Origin of the sequence: Neisseria sp. P0008.S002 (assembly GCF_051962805.1) — a bacterium.
Classification (GTDB): Bacteria; Pseudomonadota; Gammaproteobacteria; order Burkholderiales; family Neisseriaceae; genus Neisseria; species Neisseria perflava.
In genome coordinates this window covers 261,837-284,001 of the sequence record NZ_JBQCUY010000001.1, presented here as the reverse complement: position 1 = coordinate 284,001, position 22,165 = coordinate 261,837, and the positions used below count along the sequence as shown (strand labels likewise).

General features: G+C 48.1%; 18 protein-coding genes. 11 read left to right on the top strand and 7 right to left on the bottom strand.

Annotated elements, in window-relative coordinates:
* The first annotated feature begins 164 nt into the window (after positions 1-164).
* The 6 genes from ACTHSA_RS01330 (at position 165) to ACTHSA_RS01305 (ending at position 8,309) form a co-directional block, all read left to right on the top strand.
* Positions 165-1,862, top strand: a complete 1,698-nt coding sequence (locus ACTHSA_RS01330; protein ID WP_070625916.1) for a DUF4178 domain-containing protein — start codon at positions 165-167, stop codon at positions 1,860-1,862.
* Positions 1,859-2,242: an adenosylmethionine decarboxylase gene (speD, locus tag ACTHSA_RS01325; RefSeq protein ID WP_070625914.1), complete on the top strand. Its 384-nt coding sequence runs from the start codon at positions 1,859-1,861 to the stop codon at positions 2,240-2,242. Before ACTHSA_RS01330 ends, speD begins: the two co-directional genes overlap by 4 nt.
* 78 nt (positions 2,243-2,320) lie before the next feature.
* Positions 2,321-2,848: a hypothetical protein gene (locus ACTHSA_RS01320; RefSeq protein ID WP_070625913.1), complete on the top strand. Its 528-nt coding sequence runs from the start codon at positions 2,321-2,323 to the stop codon at positions 2,846-2,848.
* Between the two features lie 173 nt (positions 2,849-3,021).
* Positions 3,022-4,848 carry a hypothetical protein gene (locus tag ACTHSA_RS01315; RefSeq protein ID WP_049335405.1) on the top strand — a complete coding sequence of 609 codons (1,827 nt, stop codon included), beginning with the start codon at positions 3,022-3,024 and terminating at the stop codon, positions 4,846-4,848.
* 97 nt (positions 4,849-4,945) lie between these two features.
* The gene (locus ACTHSA_RS01310) at positions 4,946-6,637 is read left to right on the top strand and encodes a DUF4178 domain-containing protein (protein ID WP_070625911.1); all 1,692 of its coding nucleotides are present in this window, start codon (positions 4,946-4,948) and stop codon (positions 6,635-6,637) included.
* A gap of 67 nt (positions 6,638-6,704) precedes the next feature.
* Entirely contained in the window at positions 6,705-8,309 is a 1,605-nt protein-coding gene (locus tag ACTHSA_RS01305) for an NAD(P)-binding protein (protein WP_049335410.1), read from the top strand.
* A 66-nt stretch (positions 8,310-8,375) separates the two neighbouring features.
* Here ACTHSA_RS01305 and ACTHSA_RS01300 read toward each other — a convergent pair whose 3' ends face one another.
* Entirely contained in the window at positions 8,376-9,014 is a 639-nt protein-coding gene (locus ACTHSA_RS01300; RefSeq protein WP_003745733.1) for a bifunctional 4-hydroxy-2-oxoglutarate aldolase/2-dehydro-3-deoxy-phosphogluconate aldolase, read from the bottom strand.
* 90 nt (positions 9,015-9,104) lie between these two features.
* Complete coding sequence (gene edd, locus ACTHSA_RS01295; protein WP_004519344.1) at positions 9,105-10,940, bottom strand: phosphogluconate dehydratase; 1,836 nt, start codon at positions 10,938-10,940, stop codon at positions 9,105-9,107.
* 484 nt (positions 10,941-11,424) lie between these two features.
* On the opposite strand from edd, the gene zwf reads away from it, so the two are divergent.
* The 5 genes from zwf to pgi all read left to right on the top strand — a co-directional run bounded on the left by zwf (position 11,425) and on the right by pgi (position 17,303).
* The gene (gene zwf, locus ACTHSA_RS01290) at positions 11,425-12,870 is read left to right on the top strand and encodes a glucose-6-phosphate dehydrogenase (protein ID WP_039862026.1); all 1,446 of its coding nucleotides are present in this window, start codon (positions 11,425-11,427) and stop codon (positions 12,868-12,870) included.
* A gap of 63 nt (positions 12,871-12,933) precedes the next feature.
* Positions 12,934-13,629 (top strand): 6-phosphogluconolactonase, encoded by a 696-nt coding sequence (gene pgl / locus ACTHSA_RS01285; RefSeq protein WP_039861965.1) that lies wholly within the window; start codon positions 12,934-12,936, stop codon positions 13,627-13,629.
* On the top strand, positions 13,610-14,590 hold the full coding sequence (locus tag ACTHSA_RS01280; RefSeq protein ID WP_039861966.1) for a glucokinase: 981 nt from the start codon (positions 13,610-13,612) through the stop codon (positions 14,588-14,590). The genes pgl and ACTHSA_RS01280 overlap by 20 nt, the downstream gene beginning before the upstream one ends.
* Positions 14,591-14,667: 77 nt before the next feature.
* Positions 14,668-15,516 (top strand): DNA-binding transcriptional regulator HexR, encoded by an 849-nt coding sequence (hexR, locus tag ACTHSA_RS01275; protein ID WP_004519348.1) that lies wholly within the window; start codon positions 14,668-14,670, stop codon positions 15,514-15,516.
* A gap of 143 nt (positions 15,517-15,659) precedes the next feature.
* Entirely contained in the window at positions 15,660-17,303 is a 1,644-nt protein-coding gene (gene pgi, locus ACTHSA_RS01270) for a glucose-6-phosphate isomerase (protein WP_049335414.1), read from the top strand.
* A 51-nt stretch (positions 17,304-17,354) separates the two neighbouring features.
* Here the strand turns inward: pgi and ACTHSA_RS01265 are convergent, their stop codons facing one another.
* From ACTHSA_RS01265 to ACTHSA_RS01245, 5 genes are all read right to left on the bottom strand, one after another.
* Entirely contained in the window at positions 17,355-18,452 is a 1,098-nt protein-coding gene (locus tag ACTHSA_RS01265) for an NnrS family protein (protein WP_070625908.1), read from the bottom strand.
* 251 nt (positions 18,453-18,703) lie between these two features.
* Positions 18,704-19,318 carry a CadD family cadmium resistance transporter gene (locus ACTHSA_RS01260; protein WP_049335602.1) on the bottom strand — a complete coding sequence of 205 codons (615 nt, stop codon included), beginning with the start codon at positions 19,316-19,318 and terminating at the stop codon, positions 18,704-18,706.
* A gap of 308 nt (positions 19,319-19,626) precedes the next feature.
* Positions 19,627-20,319, bottom strand: a complete 693-nt coding sequence (locus tag ACTHSA_RS01255) for an ATP-binding cassette domain-containing protein (protein ID WP_210386333.1) — start codon at positions 20,317-20,319, stop codon at positions 19,627-19,629.
* On the bottom strand, positions 20,319-21,116 hold the full coding sequence (locus ACTHSA_RS01250; protein WP_070625904.1) for an ABC transporter permease: 798 nt from the start codon (positions 21,114-21,116) through the stop codon (positions 20,319-20,321). The genes ACTHSA_RS01255 and ACTHSA_RS01250 overlap by 1 nt, the downstream gene beginning before the upstream one ends.
* A 198-nt stretch (positions 21,117-21,314) precedes the next feature.
* Entirely contained in the window at positions 21,315-22,019 is a 705-nt protein-coding gene (locus ACTHSA_RS01245; protein WP_070625901.1) for a hypothetical protein, read from the bottom strand.
* Between the last annotated feature and the right edge of the window lie 146 nt (positions 22,020-22,165).

Sequence of the window (22,165 nt, the reverse complement as noted above, 5' to 3'; positions counted from 1 at the left end):
GTTGAGTTGCTTCTGTGAAAAGGTTTCAGACGGCCTTTCGAATCATTTGATTGAGTCCGTTCGGTGATTTGGTTTGTTTCTAATCTGAAATCATTGATAAAACCAGTTGATAGAAACGCTAAGGCCGTCTGAAACATTCCAACCCATTCTGGAAAAGCAAATTCATGTCTCAAACTCCTTTCTTCAAAACCGACTGCCCAAGCTGCGGCGCACCTGTCGAAGCGCATTCTGCTTCTGCCGTGACGCTGGTGTGCGGCTATTGCAACAGCATGCTGGTGCGGCAAGATAACGGCGTTGTCGACTCCGGTCGCGATTCCGCATTGCTGGAAGATTTTAGTCCACTTCAAATCGGAACCAGCGGCACATTTGTCGCACAACGCTTTACCTTGGTCGGACGGCTTCAGGTGCAATACGACGATGGTGCGTGGAATGAATGGTATGCGCTGTTTGACGACGGCAGGGCAGGTTGGCTTTCTGAGGCGGGCGATTTGTATGTGATGACCATGCCAGTCGAAATTGATAATCCGCCGAAATTTGAAGACACGCGAGCCGGGTTTAGCGAGCTGACTTTTCAAGATAAGCACTATATTGCCTCCGATGTCCGCAAAATCAGCTTGAAACGCGCGGCTGCGCAGGGCGAATTGCCGTTTGTTTTAAAAGAGGATACAGAAAATCGTGTTTCCGACTGGCGTTGCGAAAACCTTTTCATCACGCTCGATTACAGCAACAAAACACCCGAAGCCTTCTTCGGTCGGATGGTAAACCTAGATGATTTGAAGCTGGAAAACACGCGCCACGAAGATGAAATTAAAGAAAGCGCAGGCCGTCTGAAAGGCAGTATTACTTCAGAAAACTGTCCTAACTGCGGCTCATCCATTCATTGGGTAAACGGGCTGACTTCCCATCTGAACTGTCAAAGTTGCGGCAGCGAATTGGCAGTCGGCAAAGATAAAGCAGAGCTTATTACCGCCAACAATCTGCGTTTGTCGCAAAATACGATGTTTACTTTGCCTGTCGGCTCGACAGGCCGTCTGAAAAATAAAGAGTTTCATGTTATCGGCGCAATCCGATATTTAGAAACAGATGCTCAGGAAACATTTGATAACTTGTTCAAAGGTGCCAAACATACATTGGCACCAGAAGGGCAGTGGACAGAGTATCTGCTTTACAACCCAACTCAGGGTTTCTTATGGCTGGTTGAAGCTGATGAAGGTTGGAATATTTCCGAAACCTTGAACGATTGGCCGCGCCTCGACCGCAACCGCCAACCGCAAGGCTATGGCAAACTTTATGACTATGGCGGACGGGTCAGGCTTGCCAGCGGAGCGTTTTATTGGCGTGTCCGAAACGGTGATTTGAACTATTACAGCGATTACCGAGACGGGCAAAGCCGTAAACTTGGTTCCGAACTAAACAGTCACGAAATGGCATGGACTAGAAGTGCCCCAATTGCTTATCGGGAAATTGCAGATGCGTTTAATCTGACCAATAAAATATCATCTTATACCGTGAAAATGAGTGCGGATGATATCGATGAAAAATTACGACTTCTGATGATTGCTATTTTGGTTATCGTCAATATTCCGTCATTGTTTATGAATGGCTTCGATATACTGTTCGATATATTTCTTATCGGTTGGGGTGTCTATACTCTTTTTATAGTTGGACGGAAGAGAGATGAAAATGGCGAACAGAGTATCTCTCGAGTGGGATATGTTATTTGTGCAATGGCTTTGATTGTTTTTGTTACGATGATGAATTATGCAGATTTGTCTGATTTGGATGATGACAGCAGCCGAGTTCATTCAGGCGGAAGCTACGGTGGCTTTTCCAGCGGTAGCTATTCCGGAGGCCATAAATGACCCATGCCCCCGGTAATCATGGCCTATTGGACTTATACGGTTGCGATGAAGCCATCTTAAAAGATGAAGGCCGTCTGAAAACCGCTTTGATGGCTGCCGCACAGGCTGCAGAAGCCACTATATTGACCGAACATTTCCATACCTTCGGCGGCGCAGGCGGCGTAACCGGCGTTTTACTACTTGCCGAGTCTCATATCAGTATCCACACTTGGCCGGAACACCATTTCGCCGCCATTGACGCATTTATTTGCGGCGGTATGAAATTGGAAAAAGTGAAGGAAGTGTTGTGCAGGGAGTTGGCGGCTGAAAGAGCTGTTTGGACGGTTGCGCAACGTGGCGAAGGTATACTGGACGATATACAACCATCGGTTGAACAATAAAATCTGTCAGGCCGTCTGAAAAAATCGGCTGATAGTAAATTAGATAACAAATTTTGTATAAAAAGGCTTTTAAACAAAATGCTTAAAATAAAAGATTGGAAGAGAAACAGAAGTTTGCCATTGGGTATTTACTTGCTTGCAGGTTTGTTTTTGTTTGGAGTGGAAAGTGCCGAAGCAAAAAAATTAACATATGAACGTACCGAGTATTGTCGTAATCAAGTTTATGTCAGTAATAACCAAGGCACATCCCTACGAGTGCAGCCAGGCGATAAGGCATCTTCAATCGCTCAATTGCACTATATGCAATACCTTTGTGTTATCGGTAATGACAGCAAAAATACCGAAGAAGGATACTCTTGGATAAAAGTAAAAAAAGTACCTTTGGCAATCAAAGAAAACCAAATCAGTTGTCATGATATGGGCCTGCCTGACAACTGCACCAAACCTACCGATTTCCCGACTGAATGGAAAATCAAACCGCCCAAAGGCAAAAAATGTCGTCTTTCCACTCATGTTGATAATGAAGGTCAGTTGCTTATTGTCGCAAAAGGCGTTTGCCCAACCGGATGGGTAAAAGAGAGAGATGTACAATTTTTTGCCGATTAGTAAACTTGGCTTTAGTTAAAGAAAAAAACAAAGTTCATCATATGGCAGAACAATCAAGAAAAAAGATTTAACTTATTCTTTATTAAAAGACAGGCCGTCTGAAAGCATATTCAATCCGTTTTCAGACGGCTTTATCTTACATTTTTAAAATATCCTGATTAAGGAAATCAGAAATGCATGTTCGTACTTCCATCATTTTTGCCTTATCCATGCTCACCTTAGGAGCATGTGTCAGTCATCATCCTTCGGTTCCTCATGCTTCAACGGTGAAAGACCGTGCATATTATTTCCAACATCTTGACGAAGCCCAAGCAAAAAAAGAGCAATGTTTGAAAGACAGAGTATTTGAGAAAGCAGGCGTTGATATGGAAAACAGCAGAGATCAACAAATGATTGCTGCGTATCCCGATGACCTTTTAATGCTCAACCAAGATAATGCGGAATTATTTTCTTGTATCGCTGCGTGGACGGCTGCTAATTCCGCAGAACCATTACGCAAATGGCAGAGGGAAAATGAGGAAAGTGAAGCCACCAATCAAAAATTTGAGGCACAGGTTATGCGGTTTAAAGCAGAACTAGAAAAGAAATACTCAGAAATAGATTGGAAAAAGTTTTATCCTGCCGCACTCTATCAGGAATCTGTCCATTTCCTTTACACAGACAGTACGTCAGAAGAATATGCAAAAAAAGAAGCCATCGAACGTATCTTTATTGATAAAGCGAAACGGTTTATAGCAGAATCGGAAGCGAACAATATTGAAACGCTGACCCAAAAGATGTCGCAAATCTGCAAGGAGGATACTTGGGGCTATATCCCTTCGTGTAAAGTCTATTATCATGTTTTAAAAGAAAAACTCTCGAAAAAAACACTATCCGAATTAGTGGAGATGGAAAAACAGTATAACGACGGCGAGCATATGCCTGTTCCTATTTTATTTGAAGCTTATCGTTTTACCCTTGGATCTGCTTTGGAGAAAATAAATCGAGAATTAATGTCAGACTACGGTAAACTCGATTCCGAATATAGGCAGTGTGTAAAAAAAATCGGAGAAAAAGTCTCGGTTACCCAAATGGACAGCTTTGAAGAAAATTTCGAGCCGGAGTTTTATCTCGGTTTTTATCCCGAATGTGCCGTTACCGATAACATTATGAAACAATTGGAGTTTCCTCTGGATTTAAATGTCGCGGTTGAAAGCAAAATTTTCCACAAAATAGTCAAACAAAGCCAGGAAGAAAACGAGAAATTTCTCATCGATGAAGAGCTATCAGGAATAGCATGGCGGAAGCAGCTGGAAGAATCGCCCGAAGTCTTACAAACCAAAAAAAGCTTGGCTCAAAAATATGCCCAAACACCTTGGCAAAATTTCAGGAGCACTATAAAACAAGACTATCCAGATATCGAAAGTGACTTCTCGGGTACGGAAGAAGAACAGAAGCAGAAAAAGATAATTTCTACTGCCCTGAGGTTAATCTTGATTGAAAAAATACAGCCTGAAATGGACAAGTTAGAGAAAAAAAGTATAGATGAATTACTTACTGAACTACGAGCTCGTTGTAAAGAAGGAGAAGGAATAGATTGGCTAAGCGATACTCAGTGTATTCTGTATTACCGTACCTTCTTAAAAAAAATTCAGGGTCAAACTTTAGAAGAGCTATTAGCTTCAAAAGATAAATATGAAGAGGGGCCTTCCTTGGTTAAGTTTTCCTATAAGTTAGTATTAGAAGGGAAAGAGGTGAAACGATCCTTCGAACTGATAAAAAATGATGACAAACGCGAAGCAGCATACTGGCAATGTATCAAAAACATCAGCAAAACCATAAAGAAATCAGGCATTCTAGAAACTAACGATGCCGAGTCGATTATCTTGAACGAACCTGGTTGCAAACAGGTGTACTATGTCATGAGCAATATGAACGAAGAAAAACGGTTCACATATTTTGCCGACACGCTGCTTAACAAGAAACGTTTCAAAGAAGCTCCGAAAGTTCAACAAGATTGATGTAAACATTTCATTAAGAGGCCGTCTGAAGTCTTGCATATGCTGTTTTCAGACGGTCTTAAACCTTGTTCTGATTAAACTGAAATATTGACGTTATATGGAAAAAACGCCTTTTTTTAAAACCGATTGCCCAAGCTGTGGTGCGCCTGTGGAGGCGTATTCCGCTACTGCCGTGACGCTGGTGTGTGGCCATTGTCACAGTATGCTGGTTGCTAGAATCGGTAAGGGGAGGAGCGGATATTTTGTTGCCAATTCAGGGCGTGATTCTGCGTTGCTGGAAGATTTCAGTCCGTTGCAGATTGGAACGCGAGGCGTTTTTGATGATCGGAAATTTACGCTGATTGGGCGATTGCAGGTGCATTACGATGTCGGCGCATGGAATGAATGGTATGTCTTGTTTGATGACGGGCAGACCGGCTGGCTTTCCGAGGTTGGCGATTTATATGCGATGACATGTTTGCTTACTCAGAAGAGGAGACGGGGGCCGAAAAATTTTAAGTCGGTGAAAGCAGGTTCCAGTTCGTTGACCTTTAATGGCCAAACCTTTATTGCGTCGGACGTTCGCACCATACATTATCGTAATACCGATGCGCAAGGCGAGTTGCCGTTCAATTTATCTGGGAATCAAGCGACAGGCGAGGTTTGCGACTGGCGACGCGGCAATTTGTTTTTGACCTTGGATTATTCGACTTTTCCAATGGACTCCTACTTCGGACGCATAGTCAGTTTGGACAGTTTGAAGCTGGAAAATAAGCGCAGTGATGATGAAATCCGTGAAAGTGCAGGCCGTCTGAAAGGAGAGATTCTTTCTGAAAACTGCCCGCATTGCGGCACTCCTGTTCATTGGCCAAGTGGTGTTACTTCTTTCCTTTTGTGTCAGTCTTGCGGCAGCAGTTTGAGCACGACAAAAGATACTGTTGCGTTGATGGAGGCAAATGCCCAAAGAAAAGAACAAGAAAACCTGTTCACGCTTTCCATAGGTACGAAAGGCCGTCTGAACGATACAGAATATCTGATTATCGGGGCTGTAAGATTTGCCGAAATATCGTCCTATAACCAAAATCAGTCTGAATACTGGACGGAATATCTGCTTTATAACACGCAACAAGGGTTTGCCTGGCTGATTGAGTCTGGAAAACGCTGGCGGTTGTCAGAAACCTTACACACATGGCCGGACTTTGATTCAAGTGGCAATCCTGCCGGTGAAATGTTGATTGATCATTACCGCGGGCAGGTCGAGGCAGCGGCTGGTGCTTTTTATTGGAAAGTCAAACAAGGCGATTTGCTTCATTACAAGGAATATAGCGGCAAGAAAAGTTATGGCCGGAATGTCATTCTGTGTTCTGAGCAGAGCAGGGATGAAATAGTCTGGAGTAAAAGCAGTCCTGTGTCTTACCGTCAAATGAGAAAGGCATTTGGCCTGTCTTTTGATACTAAGGAGATGCTCTCTTACTGGCTGAAGGGCGAAAATAGAAATGTTGGGAGTAGAGATAATGTAGCCCGTATCATTGCTATGCTGATTCTTATCATCGTCAACCTTCCGGCCTGGCTGTCGCCGCACCTACGTAGCCCTGTCGGCATAGTGGTCAGTCTGTGTGCGTTGGTATGGATATGGATTTCTGACAGATATAAAAACGATCGTGATTACGAAGAGGAACGGGTAGGGACGATTATTTTCTTTGCTTTCATCATTTTCCTTACCGTCTTATTCAACTATGTCCAAGCGGAAGACAGTGATTCATCGCATTCCGGCAGATCCTATCATGGTTATTCGGCAGGGCATAAATAACGTGAGATCTGCTTAACCTCGTTGTATCGTTTTACTTTTATTTTTTCAGACGACCTTTTTATAAAACATGCTAACCCGCCGTCAATTTCTCAGCTATACCGCCGTGCTTGGTGCCGCCTCTGCTTTCTCTTGGCAGACTTATAAGTACCTCAACCGCAAACCGCCGGTTTCTATTAACCGTGTCGGCTTGCCGTTGGGGCATTTGTTGCGTGACGGGGAATTGCTCAGTTCGCCGACCCGTCGTTATGAATGCAATACGTTGATACTCGGCGGCGGTGCGGCTGGGTTGGGAGCATTGTGGTATTTGGCGAAGCATAATCACCGCGATGTATTGTTGGCAGAAGGGTTTGAACGTAATGGCAACAATGCCGCCTATACGTCTTCAGACGGCCTGAAAGCGCCGAGCGGTGCGCATTATTTGGCTTTGCCGTCGAAAGAAAGCGTGTATGTGCGCGAGATGTTGGCGGATTTCGGTATTTTGCAGTCGGATGGCAGCTTTAGGGAAACCGATTTGGTCTATGCGCCCGAATCGCGCCTCTTATATCAGGATAAATGGGTAGAACATTTATTGCCGAAAGAAGATGCGGATTCCAAACGGTTTTTTGATTTGATAGGCCGTCTGAAACAGGCTTACGGCAATGACGGTAAGAAAATTTTTGCCATTCCGATTGCGCTGTCATCGATAGATGAAACATGGCGAAAGCTCGATCATCTGACGTTTCAACAATGGCTTGATCAGGAAGGTTACCATTCGCCCGAGCTTTTGTGGTATCTCGATTATTGTTGCCGCGACGATTACGGACAAGGCATCGGGCAAGTATCTGCCTTTGCCGGATTGCATTATTTTGCCGCCCGCAACAATGCAGAAACTGTCCTCACTTGGCCCGAAGGTTTGGCACATCTTTCTGAAAACCTGCGCCGTCATGCCGATTTGCAGGAAGGCTGGCAATGGCCGTCTGAAAACAGTATCCGTTTGGAGAAACCTGCTTCGGTTAATGCTTCTGCCGTCAAAATCAAACCGCTTTCAGACGGCCGGATTGAAGTGTGGCTGCGTGATAATGCAAAAGGGGAAACCGTTGCCGTCACCGCGCAACACGTTATCTCCGCCATGCCGCTGATGGTTGCCGCCCACATTATTGAATCTCCCGAACAATTTGGTCTGAATATTCCCGAATACGCGCCATGGCTGGTTTCCAATTTTGAACTGCACAGTTTTCCGAAAGAAAAAAACAACAGCGAACTTGCGTGGGACAATGTGGTTTACGGCAGCCAAGGACTGGGCTATGTTGTTGCGACCAACCAGCTTATCCGGGTTGCCCGTCCTGAACGTACGATTTTTACCGCCTACGCCGCGCTCAATCACGATACGCCACAAGCCGTCCGCCGCCAGCTGCTTGAAGCAAGCGATGAAGAGCTGCTCCAGTTTGCCGCACAAGATCTGCTTACCGCTTACGGCGAAGGCTTTTGGCGGCATGTTTCCCATGTTGACATTACCGTTCGCGGGCATGGCATGAGCGTGCCGAAACCCGGCTATTTAAGCGATGAGGCTTTATTAAAAATCAGAAATCGAAATACTGGATTATTATTTGCACACAGTGACTTAAGCAGCTATTCGGTGTTTGAAGAGGCTTTGTATTGGGGTGTGGAAGCGGCGCGGAAAGTATTGGCTTAATTGATATAAAAAGGCCGTCTGAAATCATATTCAGACGGCCTTTTCTCTTTTAACTTAATAACCTGATTAGGCTTTTGGTTTCAAAGCGGCAGCTTCGCGAGCCAGACGGGTGATGGTATCCCAGTCTTTGTTTTTGATGGCTTCTTTTGGGGTCAGCCATGAGCCGCCGACGCACAAGACATTAGGCAGCGCCAAGTACTCGGGAGCGGTTGCCAGGCTGATGCCGCCGGTCGGGCAGAAGCGAACATCGGCGTAAGGGCCGTACAGGGCTTTGAGCATGGCTTTGCCGCCAACGACTTCGGCAGGGAAGAGTTTGAGGGTGTCGATGCCGTGTTCCAAAGCCAGTTGGACTTCGCCAGGAGTGGCAACGCCCGGAATCAGGGGGATGCCACTGTTGTGGCTGGCTTTGGCGAGGGATTCGTGCAAACCCGGGCTGATGGCGAAAACCGCGCCTGCGTCTTCGACGGCTTTGAGCTGTTCGGGATTGGTTACCGTACCCGCGCCGACGATGGCGTTAGGAACTTCTTTGGCAATCAGGCGGATGGCGTCGAGACCGACAGGGGTGCGCAGGGTGATTTCGAGGGTGGGAATGCCGCCTTCGACAAGGGCGTGGGACAAATCGACGGCAGTACTCAAGTCGTCAATCGCCATTACCGGCACAACTGCGCCGGCAGTCAGAATTTCACGAGGGGTCAGTTTAGACATTTTAGGTCTCCGTTGGGGACTGTATCGTAATAGGGTCGTTAACATGGTTTCAGACGACCTGATTGTTTTAAGAGGCCGTCTGAAAAGGGGTTAGGCAAATTCGCCGCCGAAGCTCATGGCACCGGTTTCTGCGCTGCTGGTCATGCTGCGGAAGTTGGCGAAGAGTTCGCGGCCGCAGCCTTGTTGATTCGCGCTCAAGTCGATACGTTCGACTTCGCGGGCGTTCCATTCGGCTTCGTTGATCAGGACGTTGAGTTCGCCGGTAACGGAGTCGAAGCGGATCAAGTCGCCGGTACGGATTTTGGCGATGTTGCCGCCCATCAGGGCTTCAGGCGTCATGTGGATAGAGGCCGGAACTTTACCGGACGCGCCGGACATACGGCCGTCGGTCAGCAGTGCCACTTTAAAGCCGCGGTCTTGCAGGATGCCCAAAGGAGGGGTCAGTTTGTGCAATTCGGGCATACCGTTGGCGCGCGGGCCTTGGTAGCGGACAACACAGACGAAATCGCGTTCCAACTCGCCGCGTTCAAATGCGGCCAATACTTCGCGTTGGTCGTTGAACACGATGGCGGGTGCTTCAATGATGCGGCAGCCTTCGCGCACGGCGGACACTTTAATTACGCCGCGACCGATGTTGCCTTTCATTAGGCGCAGACCGCCGTCTGGGGAGAACGGGTTGTCGGCTTTGCGCAGGATGTCTTCATTACCGCTGGTTTCAGGGGCTTCGCGCCATTCAAGTTTGCCGTCAATGAGGAAAGGCTCTTTGGTGTAGTGGCGCATACCGTGTCCGACAACGGTATCGACATCATCGTGCAACAGGCCTGCGTCCAGCAATTCGCGGATAACGAAAGGCAGGCCGCCGGCAGCGGTAAAGTGGTTTACGTCGGCTTTGCCGTTGGGGTACACACGGATCAGCAATGGGATGATGGAAGAAATTTCATCGAAGTCGTCCCAGTTCAAAATCACGCCTGCAGCACGCGCCATAGCAACGAGGTGCATGGTGTGGTTGGTCGAGCCGCCGGTTGCCATCAGGCCGATCAGGGCGTTAATGAAGGATTTTTCGGTCAACATTTCGCCCAATGGTTTGATGGTGCCGTTTTTGATGCCGCGTGCGAGGTGTCCGGCTGCGTAGCGGGTCAGTGCTTCGCGCAGGTCGGTATAAGGGTGGACGAAGGCAGCAGCAGGCAGGTGTACGCCCATCATTTCCATCATCATCTGGTTGGAGTTGGCGGTACCGTAGAAGGTACAAGTACCCGGGCTGTGGTAAGAGCCCATTTCGCTTTCAAGCAAGGCGTCGCGGCCGACTTTACCTTCGGCGAAAAGCTGGCGGGTACGGGCTTTTTCTTTATTGCCGATACCGCTAGACATCGGGCCTGCCGGAACGAAGATGCCAGGAATATGACCGAAAGACAACGCACCGATCATTAAGCCCGGAACGATTTTGTCGCATACGCCCATAAACAAGCTGCCGTCAAACATTTGATGCGACAGACCGATGGCGGTACTCATGGCAATCACGTCGCGGGAAAACAGCGACAATTCCATGCCGGCGTAGCCTTGCGTGATGCCGTCGCACATGGCGGGCGTGCCGCCGGCGACTTGGGCGGTCGCGCCGTTTTTTTGTGCTTCGTCTTTGATTTGGTCAGGGAAGTCTTTAAACGGCTGGTGTGCGGAAACCATGTCGTTGTAGGCAGTGATGATGCCTAAGTTGGGGACGGTTTCCTGAAGCATTTCGATTTTGATGCTCTTAGGCATGGAGGCATAGCCGTGTGCCAAGTTGCTGCAGCCGAGCTGGTTGCGCTCTAAGCGTCCCATCTGTTTGGCGCTGCGGATTTTCGCCAGATACTTTTCACGCGTCGGGCGGCTGCGCTCGATGATGCGCTCGGTAATTTCGGCGAGTTTCGGGTGAATAGGAGTGGGGTTCATGTGCGGTCTCCTGGCTAAACGATATGATAGGGATTTTGTTTGCGCGTTTCTGATTTTTGTATTGGGTGTTTTCTTCAGACGGCCTTGAGCTGTGGGAATGAATAATATGGGCCGTCTGAATATTTGAAGATTTTCTCTTCGAAGCGTCCGCATATTATAGTACAAAATCTGTAATTTTGTTACAAAATAATTTACTAAGTGGAAGAAATTTGATTTAAATCGAGGTATGGTCAATTCGTAAAATGGCAGGCTGCAAAAGTCATCAAACTTTTATGTTAAATCAAACAATTTGTAAAAATGAGAATAGACAAAATGTGTAGCCATGTGTAGTATTACTACTCATTAGCCCGCTTGTTTGAAATTTTGGTGCAGGCGATTGGTTCTTTACTGCTTATTGCTTAAAGGCTTTTGATTTTAATCGATTTTTATGGATGACGACAGTCCAAAAGTTTTGAAGCAAGCTTCCTCAACGAGAGATGAAACAATGAGTACACAGACAAATTTTGATTTGGTGTTGTTTGGCGCGACCGGCGATTTGGCAATGCGTAAACTTTTGCCTTGCCTGTATCAGGCGCATGTAGCCGGTTTGCTTCATCCCGAAGGTCGTATTTTGGGCGTAAGCCGCAGCGAATTGGATACCGCCGGCTTTTTGGCTAAAGTGGAAACGAATTCTAAAATCCATGTCAAACAAAACTTCTCAGATGAAGCGTGGGCATCGTTTATCCAACGTCTTGAGTATTTGAAAGTCGATGTGACAAAGAAAGACGACTTCATTGCTTTGGGCGACTTGGTAAAAGCGCGCAAGAATACTGAGAATGTCGTGATCTACCTCTCAACTGCGCCGAAATTCTTTGCACAAGCCTGTGAAAATCTTGCCGAAATCGGTTTGAATGCCGATAACGTGCGCGTGGTTTTGGAAAAACCGTTGGGTACGGACTTGGCTTCTTCCCAACAAATCAATACAGATGTAGCCCGTTATTTCAAAGAAGAACAAATCTACCGTATCGACCATTATTTGGGTAAAGAAAGCCTGCAAAACCTGCTGGCCTTGCGTTTTGCTAATGTGATGTTCGAGCCTTTGTGGAACAACAAATATATTGAAAGCGTACAGCTGACCATCGCCGAGCAGTTGGGCGTGGAAGAACGCGGTGAGTTTTACGACATTACCGGCGCATTGCGCGATATGGTGCAAAACCACTTGATGCAAATGCTTTGTATGACTGCGATGGAAGCGCCGGCAAGCTTGGATGCCGATGCCGTACGCGACGAGAAAGTGAAAGTCATCAAATCGCTGAAACCGCTGACCATCGAATCCGTCAACGAAAATGTTATTCGCGGCCAATATGTTGCAGCAAACGGTATGAACGGCTATCTGGAAGAAGTCGACGTACCGAAAGACAGTTTCACTGAAACCTATGTTGCCATCAAAGCCGAAATCGAAAACGAGCGTTGGAAAGGCGTACCTTTCTACCTGCGTACCGGCAAACGCATGGCAGGCAAAGTGGCGGAAATCGTGTTGAACTTCCGTCCGCTGCAAAACCATATTTTTGACAACAGCCAACCTGCGCCGAATCGTTTGGTTATTGAACTACAACCGACCGAATCCGTCCGTCTTTACACACAAGTGAAAACCCCGGGTGCTGGCAACAAAGTCGAAGTGACACCGATTGGCGTGGACTTGGGCACAGCCGTCGAGGGTCGCCGTGCCGAGGCTTATGAACGCCTGCTGCTGGATGTGATTAACGGCAAACTCGCTTTGTTCAACCGTCGTGACGAACTCGAAGCTGCTTGGGAATATGTGATGCCTATCCTGGAAAACTGGGCGAACAATACAACGCCTCCACATGCTTACGAAGCCCATTCTTGGGGTCCTGAAGCTGCGCGCGCGCTGTTGGCCCGTGACGGTAACAAGTGGCACGAAGAGCAATAATATTTCTTTCAGACGGCCTTGTTTTCCAACAAAAGGCCGTCTGAAACCATGAAAGGACGAAACATGTTTGTTTGGCACGAACAAGAAAATGCTGCAACTGCTGCGCAAGCTCTCGCCGATGCCGTTGCCGCCGCATTGCAAGCCGCGTTGAATGAGAAAGGCCATGCGGTTTTGGCCGTTTCCGGCGGTCGTTCGCCGATTGCGTTTTTCGAGGCTTTGTCGCAAAAAGATTTAAATTGGCAAAACGTCGGCATTACTTTGGTGGACGAGCGTATCGTTCCGACCACGCATGCCGACAGCAATACAGGCTTGGTACGCGAATATCTGCTCAAAAATAACGCGGCCGTTGCCACATGGATTCCTGTTGTTGAAGACGGAAAGTCTGAAACTGAATTACAACCTGAAGTTGTCGTTGCTTACGCATTGAAACATTATAAGCAACCTGATGTGCTGGTGTTGGGCATGGGAGGGGACGGACATACGGCGTCGTTGTTCCCTCAAGCGCCTCAATTACAGGCAGCAATCAATGAAGCCAATGACCCGACATTGATTCATACTACGCCGGTTACCGCGCCGCATGAGCGTGTGAGTATGACTTTGGGTGCGATTGCCAAAACGCCGAATGTATTTTTGGCCATTCAAGGCGCAGAGAAAAAAGCGGTATTCGACAAGGCTGCAGCAAGGGTCGATACCGAATATCCGACCAGCCTGATTCTCAATCATCAAGGGATTAACTGCCATGTCTACTATGCACACTGAAGCTTATCCTCGTTTGGTCGCCGATATCGGCGGTACGAATGCCCGTTTTGCACTTGAAACTGCACCACAGGTCATTGAAAAGGCTGAAGTCTTGCCTTGCCAGGATTACGACACCATTGTTGATGCCGCCAAAACTTATTTGGAACGCGCAGGCAGTCCGAAAGTTTTGCACGCCGCCTTTGCGATTGCCAATCCGATTTTGGGCGACTGGGTGCAGATGACCAACCATCACTGGGCATTCTCCATCGAAACCACCCGCCAGGCTTTGGGTTTTGAAACGTTGATTCTGTTGAACGACTTTACCGCCCAGGCTTTGGCGGTAACAAAAACCGATAAGAAAGACTTGATACAAATCGGCGGTCAAAAACCAATCGAATTTGCGCCTAAAGCCGTTATCGGTCCGGGTACCGGTTTGGGTGTCAGCGGTTTGGTGCACAGCGCTGCCGGCTGGGTGGCGTTGGCAGGCGAGGGCGGCCATACCAGCTTCCCGCCGTTTGACGATATGGAAGTATTGATTTGGCAATACGCTAAAAACAAATACGGCCATGTTTCTGCCGAGCGTTTCTTGAGCGGCGCAGGTCTGAGCCTGATTTACGAAGCATTGGCCAAACGCGACAACATCAAACAATGCCGTCTGAAGCCTTCTGAAATCACCGATAAGACATTGAGCGGAACATCGCCGATTTGCCGTCAGACTTTGGATATTTTCTGCGCCATGCTGGGTACGGTTGCTTCCAATTTGGCTTTGTCATTGGGTGCGCGCGGCGGCGTGTATTTGTGCGGCGGGATTATCCCGCGCGTGTTGGATTACTTTAAAACGTCTCCATTCCGCAGCCGCTTTGAAAACAAAGGCCGCTTTGAGGCTTATCTTGCCGCTATTCCCGTGTATGTCGTATTGAGCGAATTTCCGGGCATCGTCGGCGCGGCGGTCGCATTAGACAATCATTTAAATAACGTTTAAACACACAAACGGCGGTGCAGGGCAGGGGGTGGAAAAAAACCTTGTCCTGAACGTCAAAGAATCAAAGGGTAGAGTATATGTTAAGCAAAATCAGCGAATCATTGTCCAACCTCTCCGGCGCAGAACGCAAAGTTGCCGAATCTGCGTTGGCCGAGCCGAAATGGTTCGTTCATGCTGCTGTGGCGGAAATCGCCGAGCGTGCTTCCGTCAGTCAGCCGACTGTAATCCGTTTCTGCCGCAGCTTGGGTTACAAAGGCTTGCCTGAGTTCAAACTCGCTTTGTCTGCCAGCATCGGCCACGAAGGCATGCCTTACGTTCATGAAGAATTAAACGCCGATGACAACATGGGCAGCGTGGTCGAAAAAGTATTGGGCAATGCCGCAGCCTCCCTCTTGGGTGAGCGCCGTTTCCTGAAAGAATCCGAGCTGGAAAACGCGATTGCCATTCTGATGCACGCGCGACGCGTTGAGTTTTATGGTGTCGGCAACTCCGGCATCGTTGCCCAAGATGCGCAACACAAATTCTTCCGCTTCGGTATGTCCACCGTTGCCTATGTCGATACACATACCCAGCTGATGGCGGCTTCCGTATTGACCGAGCAGGATGTGTTGGTGGCGATTTCCAATACCGGCTCATCTATCGAATTGTTGGATGCGGCCAGTATCGCCAAAGAAAACGGCGCAGCCGTTATCGCGCTGACCCGCAATGATTCACCGTTGGCTCAAATGGCCGACTGTGTATTGAGCATTGCTACTCAGGAAAATGCCGAGCTTTATACGCCTATGGTGTCCCGTCTTCTGCAGCTGGCCGTTATCGATATTCTTGCCATCGGCTTGGCCTTGCGTTTGGGCGATACTGCCAGTACGCAACTGCAAAAAAGTAAAAAAAGCATACATAACAAGCACATCGAATACGATAAAGATTGATTCTTCATTGATATCTTCAGACAGCCCCAACCCACATCAAGGCCGTCTGAAACCTCAAAAAACGGAAACCACCCCGTTCCCGTTTCAGACGACCTCACGGCCGTTTTCTCAACAAAACTGTCCACTATCCAGGAGAGCATCCGATGAAACACCTTCACGATTTACCAGCTTGGTCAAAATTATGGATACATTTTGACGAAACCAAAGAACAACACATGCGCGAAATGTTCGAGCAAGATCCCGAACGTGCCGAGCGCTACTGGCTGCAGGTTGGCGGCCTGACTTTGGATTATTCTAAAAACCGTATCAACGACGAAACCATGGCACTGTTGTTCGAGCTGGCGCGTGAAGCAGGCGTACCGGAGCGGATGCAGCAAATGTTCCACGGCGAAAAAATCAATACGACGGAAAACCGCGCCGTTCTCCACGTCGCCCTGCGCAACCGCACCAACGCCCCTATCGTCGTGGATGGCGAAGATGTCATGCCTAAGGTCAACCATGTCCTGCAACGCATGGGCGAGTTCGCGCATGAAGTCCGCAGCGGCAGCTGGTTGGGCTATACCAATCAAGTCATTACCGACGTCGTCAACATCGGTATCGGCGGCTCTGACCTCGGTCCTCTGATGATGTGTACCGCGCTCAAGCCTTTCGGCCATCCGCGTTTGAACATGCACTTCGTCTCCAATGTGGACGGCTCCCAACTGCGCGACGTATTGTCCAAAGTCCACCCTGAAACTACGCTGTTCATCATTGCGTCCAAAACCTTTACCACCCAAGAAACCCTGACCAACGCCCTGACCGCGCGTAAATGGTTCTTGGATCATGCAGGCGATGAAAGCGCCGTGGCCAAACACTTCGTTGCCGTATCGACCAACCAAAAAGCCGTTGCCGAATTCGGTATCGATACCGCCAATATGTTTGAATTTTGGGACTGGGTCGGCGGACGATACAGCCTGTGGTCGGCCATCGGCCTGCCGATTATGCTGTATCTCGGCGAAGAAAACTTCATCGAAATGCTCAACGGCGCGCACTTGATGGACCAACACTTCATCAACACGCCGCTAGAGCGCAACATGCCCGTCATCCTCGCCCTCATCGGCATCTGGTACATCAATTACTACGGCGGCGGCAGCCATGTTATCGCGCCTTACGACCAACATCTTCACCGCCTGCCCAAATTCATCCAGCAGCTCGACATGGAGAGCAACGGCAAACAAGTTACCCTTGACGGTAAACCGGTCGGTTACGAAACTTCGCCGATTATTTGGGGCGAAACCGGCATCAACGGCCAGCACGCCTTCTTCCAACTGCTGCACCAAGGTACGCACATCACGCCGATTGACCTCATCGCCTCCCTTGAAAAACGCAGCAACCTGCGCGGTCACCACGAAATCCTGCTGGCGAACGTCTTTGCCCAAGCCGAAGCCTTTATGCGCGGCAAAACGCCTGACGAAGTCCGCACCGAGCTTCAAGCCCAAGGCATGGAAGCAGAGCGTATCGAAGAGCTGGTTCCGCACAAAACCTTCTCAGGCAACCGCCCGACCAACCTCATCCTAATGGACAAAATCAACCCGCGCAATATGGGCAGCCTGATTGCCATGTACGAACACAAAACTTTCGTTCAAGGCATTATTTGGGGCATCAACAGCTTTGACCAATGGGGCGTAGAACTCGGTAAACAACTGGCCAAAACCATTCTTGCCGAATTGACCGGCGAGACCGAAGTGCAAAAACACGACAGTTCCACTACACGCCTAATTAATCTTTATTTGAACGCCAACAAATAAAGCATTTATTTAAAGCTAAGGCCGTTTGAAAGTTTCAGACGGCCTTTTGTTTTATTCCGGATCATCCGTAAACGCATTTTCCCGAAATATCGGTACAAACGTGAAAAGATACAGTACGAACACGGCGATGGTCAGAATCGTAGGAATGGTGATGAAGAATATCGGGTTCACGTTCATTAAAACAGCGCGCGAGACGGCGGCGGCGAAGAGGATGGGGACGGCAATGCGGCAGAGCTTGGGGTAGTCGAGTTTGGTAAAGCCGCTGTGCCACAGCCCGGCGGTCAGCCACACCATCATCACGCCCCCCATCATGCCGCCGAGGGTAATCAGGTGTAATGGGGCGGAGGAGGGCAGATTTTGCAGTTTCGCCGCGCCTGTCCACAGATAGCCTGCGGCGGCAAAGAGTTGGAGCAGGTAATAAGTGCGGACGTAGTGTTTGCGCAGGAGTTCGTGATGGTGAAGCTCACTCAGCTTGGCGAGCAGGATGAAGCCGACGGCAAGCGCGGTAAAACCGGCGGTTTGCGCGGGCAGCCAAAGTTCGGCGGCGGCGTGCAAGAGCAGGAAAGTAATGGCGATGTTTTTATAGACGACGTTGGGGATGAATACGGGGTCTTTCAGACGGCATTCTTTAAGGGCTTCCGCGCCCAAAAGAATGCTGACACGCACGGATACAAACATCACTGCCGCCATGTTCAGATGTACTTGCACGCGCAGTAAGTTCAAATCGCCGCTGACAGCATAGACCGTCTGAAAAATGGTAAACACGGCAAGCAGCATCAGCAGGGCAAAGTTGTCGGTGTTGCGGTCGAGCCAAATCAGCCAGGCGCAAAACAGCAGCAATACCAGCCAATAGGCGGCAACGAAAAACGAGGCAGTTTGTGGCGAAAAGGGCAGTATGGCAGATGCGGCGAGCAGTAATGCCGCCATCAAAGTAGCGACAGGTTTCAGACGGCCTTTATAACCCGTCCATTCGAGCATGGCTGCAGTCAGGAAGCCGCCGTATGCCGCAGGCAGCATGAGTTCTAAGAAGATTTGGCGGTGCAAAATGACGGCACCGGGGCTGATGAAAAACACCAACGCGCCGAATATGGCAAGTACCGCCGCACCGACAAAAAACGGCCGCATGGGGTGGGTGAAAAATTTATTCATGGCTTGGCTTGATTCTGCATGAAGATGCTTTCGGATATGGATTTATTGGGCGGACAGGGTTGTATTTTTCGCCAAAGAGGCAAGCCTGCGGCTTGCTTGCCCTCTCCCTAGCCCTCTCCCACGGGGAGAGGGGATTAGGCTGTCGAGCGCCCTCTGATTTTCAGAAACCTGATTCCCTCTCCCCGTGGGAGAGGGTTAGGGAGAGGGCAACGAACCGCAAGGTTTGTCAGATACTCAAATGCCCGTATCATTCATATTATTGATATTATTGTTCGAATTGTATTATTTTCAATAATAATAAATAACCCTAAACCAATATAAATAACAGCCATTATCCAACGACTAAACTTCTCTACAATTTCACCAACACCTGAAATATTAGCCAATCTTTGTGCTGTATATACTAAAACAAAAATCAATATTAAAAATACAAGAAGAGTAACTAATAAGTCGACAAGATCTAAAGTCACAAAGTAAGGAACAAAAAGTCCAATATTATCTGCACCACAACTAGCAACTGTAACCAAAGCAACAATACCGACTAATTTTGACAACCCTTTTTCATCCAATTCTTTTTTAGCTCTTTTTTCGCCCTCACAATCGTCGTAAATAGCAACTTTAATACCTAAGTAAATCGGTATTAAACCTAATAAACCCAACACCCATTTTTCCGGAACATAATGCAAAACAAAAGCTAGAAATAAACTAACTAATATTAAAATTACAGAACCTAAATATTGTCCGATATAAATATCTCGATATTCTTTTCTAGTATTTGCTCTAGCAAAAAATATTAATAGTATTACCAACAAATCTACTGCTGTAGCAATATATAAAACAGCAGCAGTAATCACAGTCGAAAACATAAAGCACCTCATAATGAATCCCCTGCCCCCTTGGCACCACGGCTTTTTCAAAAACCGAATCGCGTTCGGATAACAGATTCGTATCTTTCGCTAAAGAGGCAAGCCTGCGGCTTGCTTACCCTCTCCCTAGCCCTCTCCCACGGGAGAGGGAATTGGGCTGTCGAGCCTGAACATTTTCAGGTTTACCTGACATCTGATTCCCAATTCTACGGCTCTCTGATTTTGAGAAACCTGATCCCCTTTCCCCGTGGGAGAGGGTTAGGGAGAGGGCAACGAACCGCAAGGTTTGTCAGAAATTTAAATTCCTATCACTCATAATAATGAATCCCCTGAAACTCTCTTGCCACCACGGCTTCTTCAAAAGCCGAATCGCGTTCGGACAGCGGCGTAGGCAGGGTAATCACGTTTTGCACGTTCATGCCCTTAGTGGAAAGCAGCATGATTTCATGGCTCAGGCGCGCGGCTTCGAAGCGGTCGTGCGTTACCAGCATACACGCCATACCCTGCCGCTCGATTTTTTCCACCAGCATGGCGACCAAAATATCGCGCAAATCGCGGTCCAAACCGACGAACGGCTCGTCCAGCAAGGCAAGGTCGCAGCCGCACAGCAACAGGCGCAAAAATGCTACCCGTTTCGCCATACCGCCGGACAACTCGGTCGGATATTTGTTCAAATCGCCCGTAGTCAGCCCGACTTTCGCCGCCAGCGCGATGATTTCGCCTTCATCGGGTTTGTCCATAAAAATAGCGATATTCTGCATCGCGGTCAAGTTTTCCGGCAGGCGGTTTTCCTGAAACAGAAAACCCGTTTTGCGGAAAGTATTGCGTATCGAGCCCGATTTCGGCGTTTCCAAGCCCGCAATCAACCGCAAAACCGTCGTCTTGCCGCAGCCGCTCGGCCCGAACAAGGCTTTCACTTCGCCATGTTGCAGGTTCAAACTGAAATCGCGCACGATGGGGTCGCGGAGAATTTCAAAACGCACGTTTTCAAGACAGAGCATCATCTCCTCCACGGCATAAACAAAATTTCCAAAGGCTTGGTAATCAGGTATTCAAACAGCGACACAAACACGATAACCAACACCACATAAGCCATCACCGTCGAAGTCTCCAGCATCGCCCTCGCGTCCGCAATCCGCGCACCCACGCCTTCGCTCGCGCCCAAGAGTTCCGCCATAATCACCACCTTCACCCCCATCGCCACCGCCACGCCGATGCTGGAAATCACATAGCCCGTCAGATGCGGGATATACAGATAACGGATTTTTTTCAGACGGCCTAATTTATAAGCGTCAAACAACTCCTCATGCTGCTTGTTCACGCTCGCCATCCCGACCGCCGCACTCGCAAACGTCAGCGGCGCAACCAACACAATGATGGTAAACAACACGCTCGGATTGCCGAAACCGAACCAAAACAGAGCCATCACCACCCAAATAATCGGCGGCATCGCCAACAAAACCGTAATCACAGGCTTGAGCAACGCCATCGCCGTCTTAAAACTGCCCGCCACCAGCCCTGCCGCCAATCCCGCCACCAGCGCAACCGAAATGCCCACCACCGACCGCCACAGCGAAATCCCGATTTCGTTTTCCTGAAAATGTTTCAATAAATCCAAAGACTTTTGAAACACCTCCACCGGCGCAGGCAGCATAAACTCGCCGAACACGGCACTGCCCCACGCCCACAACGCCACCACCACCATCGCCACGCCCAGACCGGCAAAGCCACTCCAAAGGTAGTCGATGATGTAAAACACCGCAGGCTGCGGTTTGCGGATTTTGTCGGTTTTAATCATGGTTTGGGTGTAGGTTTATAGTGATAGTTTGGAGATGATAGGCCGTCTGAAAAATAGCGGTTGATTGGGTTAGACGGAACGTCGCAATCCAACGAAACGGTTTGGTTTTTCCAAATATTGTTTTTCAGACGACCTTGGTTTGGGATTTCGGGGTTTCGTCGGGTTACGACTGCTGCTAAACTAACCTACGATTACTAGTTAATTAAAGTAAGGAACAGGATTCCAACTATTAGCAACATGTTGAGTAAAATGTGTCGTTAAATTAAAGAACTGTATTAATGGAGGATTATGTACTCCATTATCAACCATAAACCTTTGAAAACATAAAGCTAAGCTGGCTACGTGCTGATTACCTACATTAATATTAAAGTGGTTTGAAATAATAGTATTTATACTACGTATATCTGAATTATCAGGCACCTGCGTAGGATTGCTAACTAAATTAAACAATACACTTTCTAATGCTCCGCTAACATTATCCAAATTCCACATAAGACAAATCATACCTATTGCATCATAGAGTTCTTTAGCTATTGGATTCCAGTTTGGTACTTGTTGAACACCTCTTCCAGCACCAGCACGACCTACATTATTTGCATTTCCAACTTGACCCAAACCTGCCAATGGATCAAATAAAGGTAATCGATTTACTGCTGGATTTTGCCGTTGTATCAAATTAATAAAGTCATTAGCAACAGTTATTCCACAAACAAAAGTACCAGCATCGGCTTGATCTGCATAACTTTGATAACTAAAAACATAATACTCTCTGTCTAAAGTTGGTCCTGCACAGCTTTCCTTAGTTTGTCCATTCAATAATCTGACATGAGCTAAAGGTACAATTTCAAAATCATGAACAAGCTGTACACGGGTCGTTTCACCACGGCAATCATGAATAGGCATTTTTCTTCTCCTGTTTGAATAAAAAGACATTGATACTGAAACATCACAGCAAGCGTAGGTTGGGTCATGACCGAACATTTCAGACAATTCAACGGTTTTGTTGGGTTTGACAACTCACGGTTACCCACCCACCGTTATTCCCGCGC

What these genes read in the sequence shown, in the direction of transcription:
- ACTHSA_RS01330 (WP_070625916.1), top strand. Translation starts at nt 165, where the DNA reads ATGTCTCAAACTCCTTTCTTCAAAACCGACTGCCCAAGCTGCGGCGCA.
- speD (WP_070625914.1), top strand. Translation starts at nt 1,859, where the DNA reads ATGACCCATGCCCCCGGTAATCATGGCCTATTGGACTTATACGGTTGC.
- ACTHSA_RS01320 (WP_070625913.1), top strand. Translation starts at nt 2,321, where the DNA reads ATGCTTAAAATAAAAGATTGGAAGAGAAACAGAAGTTTGCCATTGGGT.
- ACTHSA_RS01315 (WP_049335405.1), top strand. Translation starts at nt 3,022, where the DNA reads ATGCATGTTCGTACTTCCATCATTTTTGCCTTATCCATGCTCACCTTA.
- ACTHSA_RS01310 (WP_070625911.1), top strand. Translation starts at nt 4,946, where the DNA reads ATGGAAAAAACGCCTTTTTTTAAAACCGATTGCCCAAGCTGTGGTGCG.
- ACTHSA_RS01305 (WP_049335410.1), top strand. Translation starts at nt 6,705, where the DNA reads ATGCTAACCCGCCGTCAATTTCTCAGCTATACCGCCGTGCTTGGTGCC.
- ACTHSA_RS01300 (WP_003745733.1), bottom strand. Translation starts at nt 9,014, where the DNA reads ATGTCTAAACTGACCCCTCGTGAAATTCTGACTGCCGGCGCAGTTGTG.
- edd (WP_004519344.1), bottom strand. Translation starts at nt 10,940, where the DNA reads ATGAACCCCACTCCTATTCACCCGAAACTCGCCGAAATTACCGAGCGC.
- zwf (WP_039862026.1), top strand. Translation starts at nt 11,425, where the DNA reads ATGAGTACACAGACAAATTTTGATTTGGTGTTGTTTGGCGCGACCGGC.
- pgl (WP_039861965.1), top strand. Translation starts at nt 12,934, where the DNA reads ATGTTTGTTTGGCACGAACAAGAAAATGCTGCAACTGCTGCGCAAGCT.
- ACTHSA_RS01280 (WP_039861966.1), top strand. Translation starts at nt 13,610, where the DNA reads ATGTCTACTATGCACACTGAAGCTTATCCTCGTTTGGTCGCCGATATC.
- hexR (WP_004519348.1), top strand. Translation starts at nt 14,668, where the DNA reads ATGTTAAGCAAAATCAGCGAATCATTGTCCAACCTCTCCGGCGCAGAA.
- pgi (WP_049335414.1), top strand. Translation starts at nt 15,660, where the DNA reads ATGAAACACCTTCACGATTTACCAGCTTGGTCAAAATTATGGATACAT.
- ACTHSA_RS01265 (WP_070625908.1), bottom strand. Translation starts at nt 18,452, where the DNA reads ATGAATAAATTTTTCACCCACCCCATGCGGCCGTTTTTTGTCGGTGCG.
- ACTHSA_RS01260 (WP_049335602.1), bottom strand. Translation starts at nt 19,318, where the DNA reads ATGTTTTCGACTGTGATTACTGCTGCTGTTTTATATATTGCTACAGCA.
- ACTHSA_RS01255 (WP_210386333.1), bottom strand. Translation starts at nt 20,319, where the DNA reads ATGCTCTGTCTTGAAAACGTGCGTTTTGAAATTCTCCGCGACCCCATC.
- ACTHSA_RS01250 (WP_070625904.1), bottom strand. Translation starts at nt 21,116, where the DNA reads ATGATTAAAACCGACAAAATCCGCAAACCGCAGCCTGCGGTGTTTTAC.
- ACTHSA_RS01245 (WP_070625901.1), bottom strand. Translation starts at nt 22,019, where the DNA reads ATGCCTATTCATGATTGCCGTGGTGAAACGACCCGTGTACAGCTTGTT.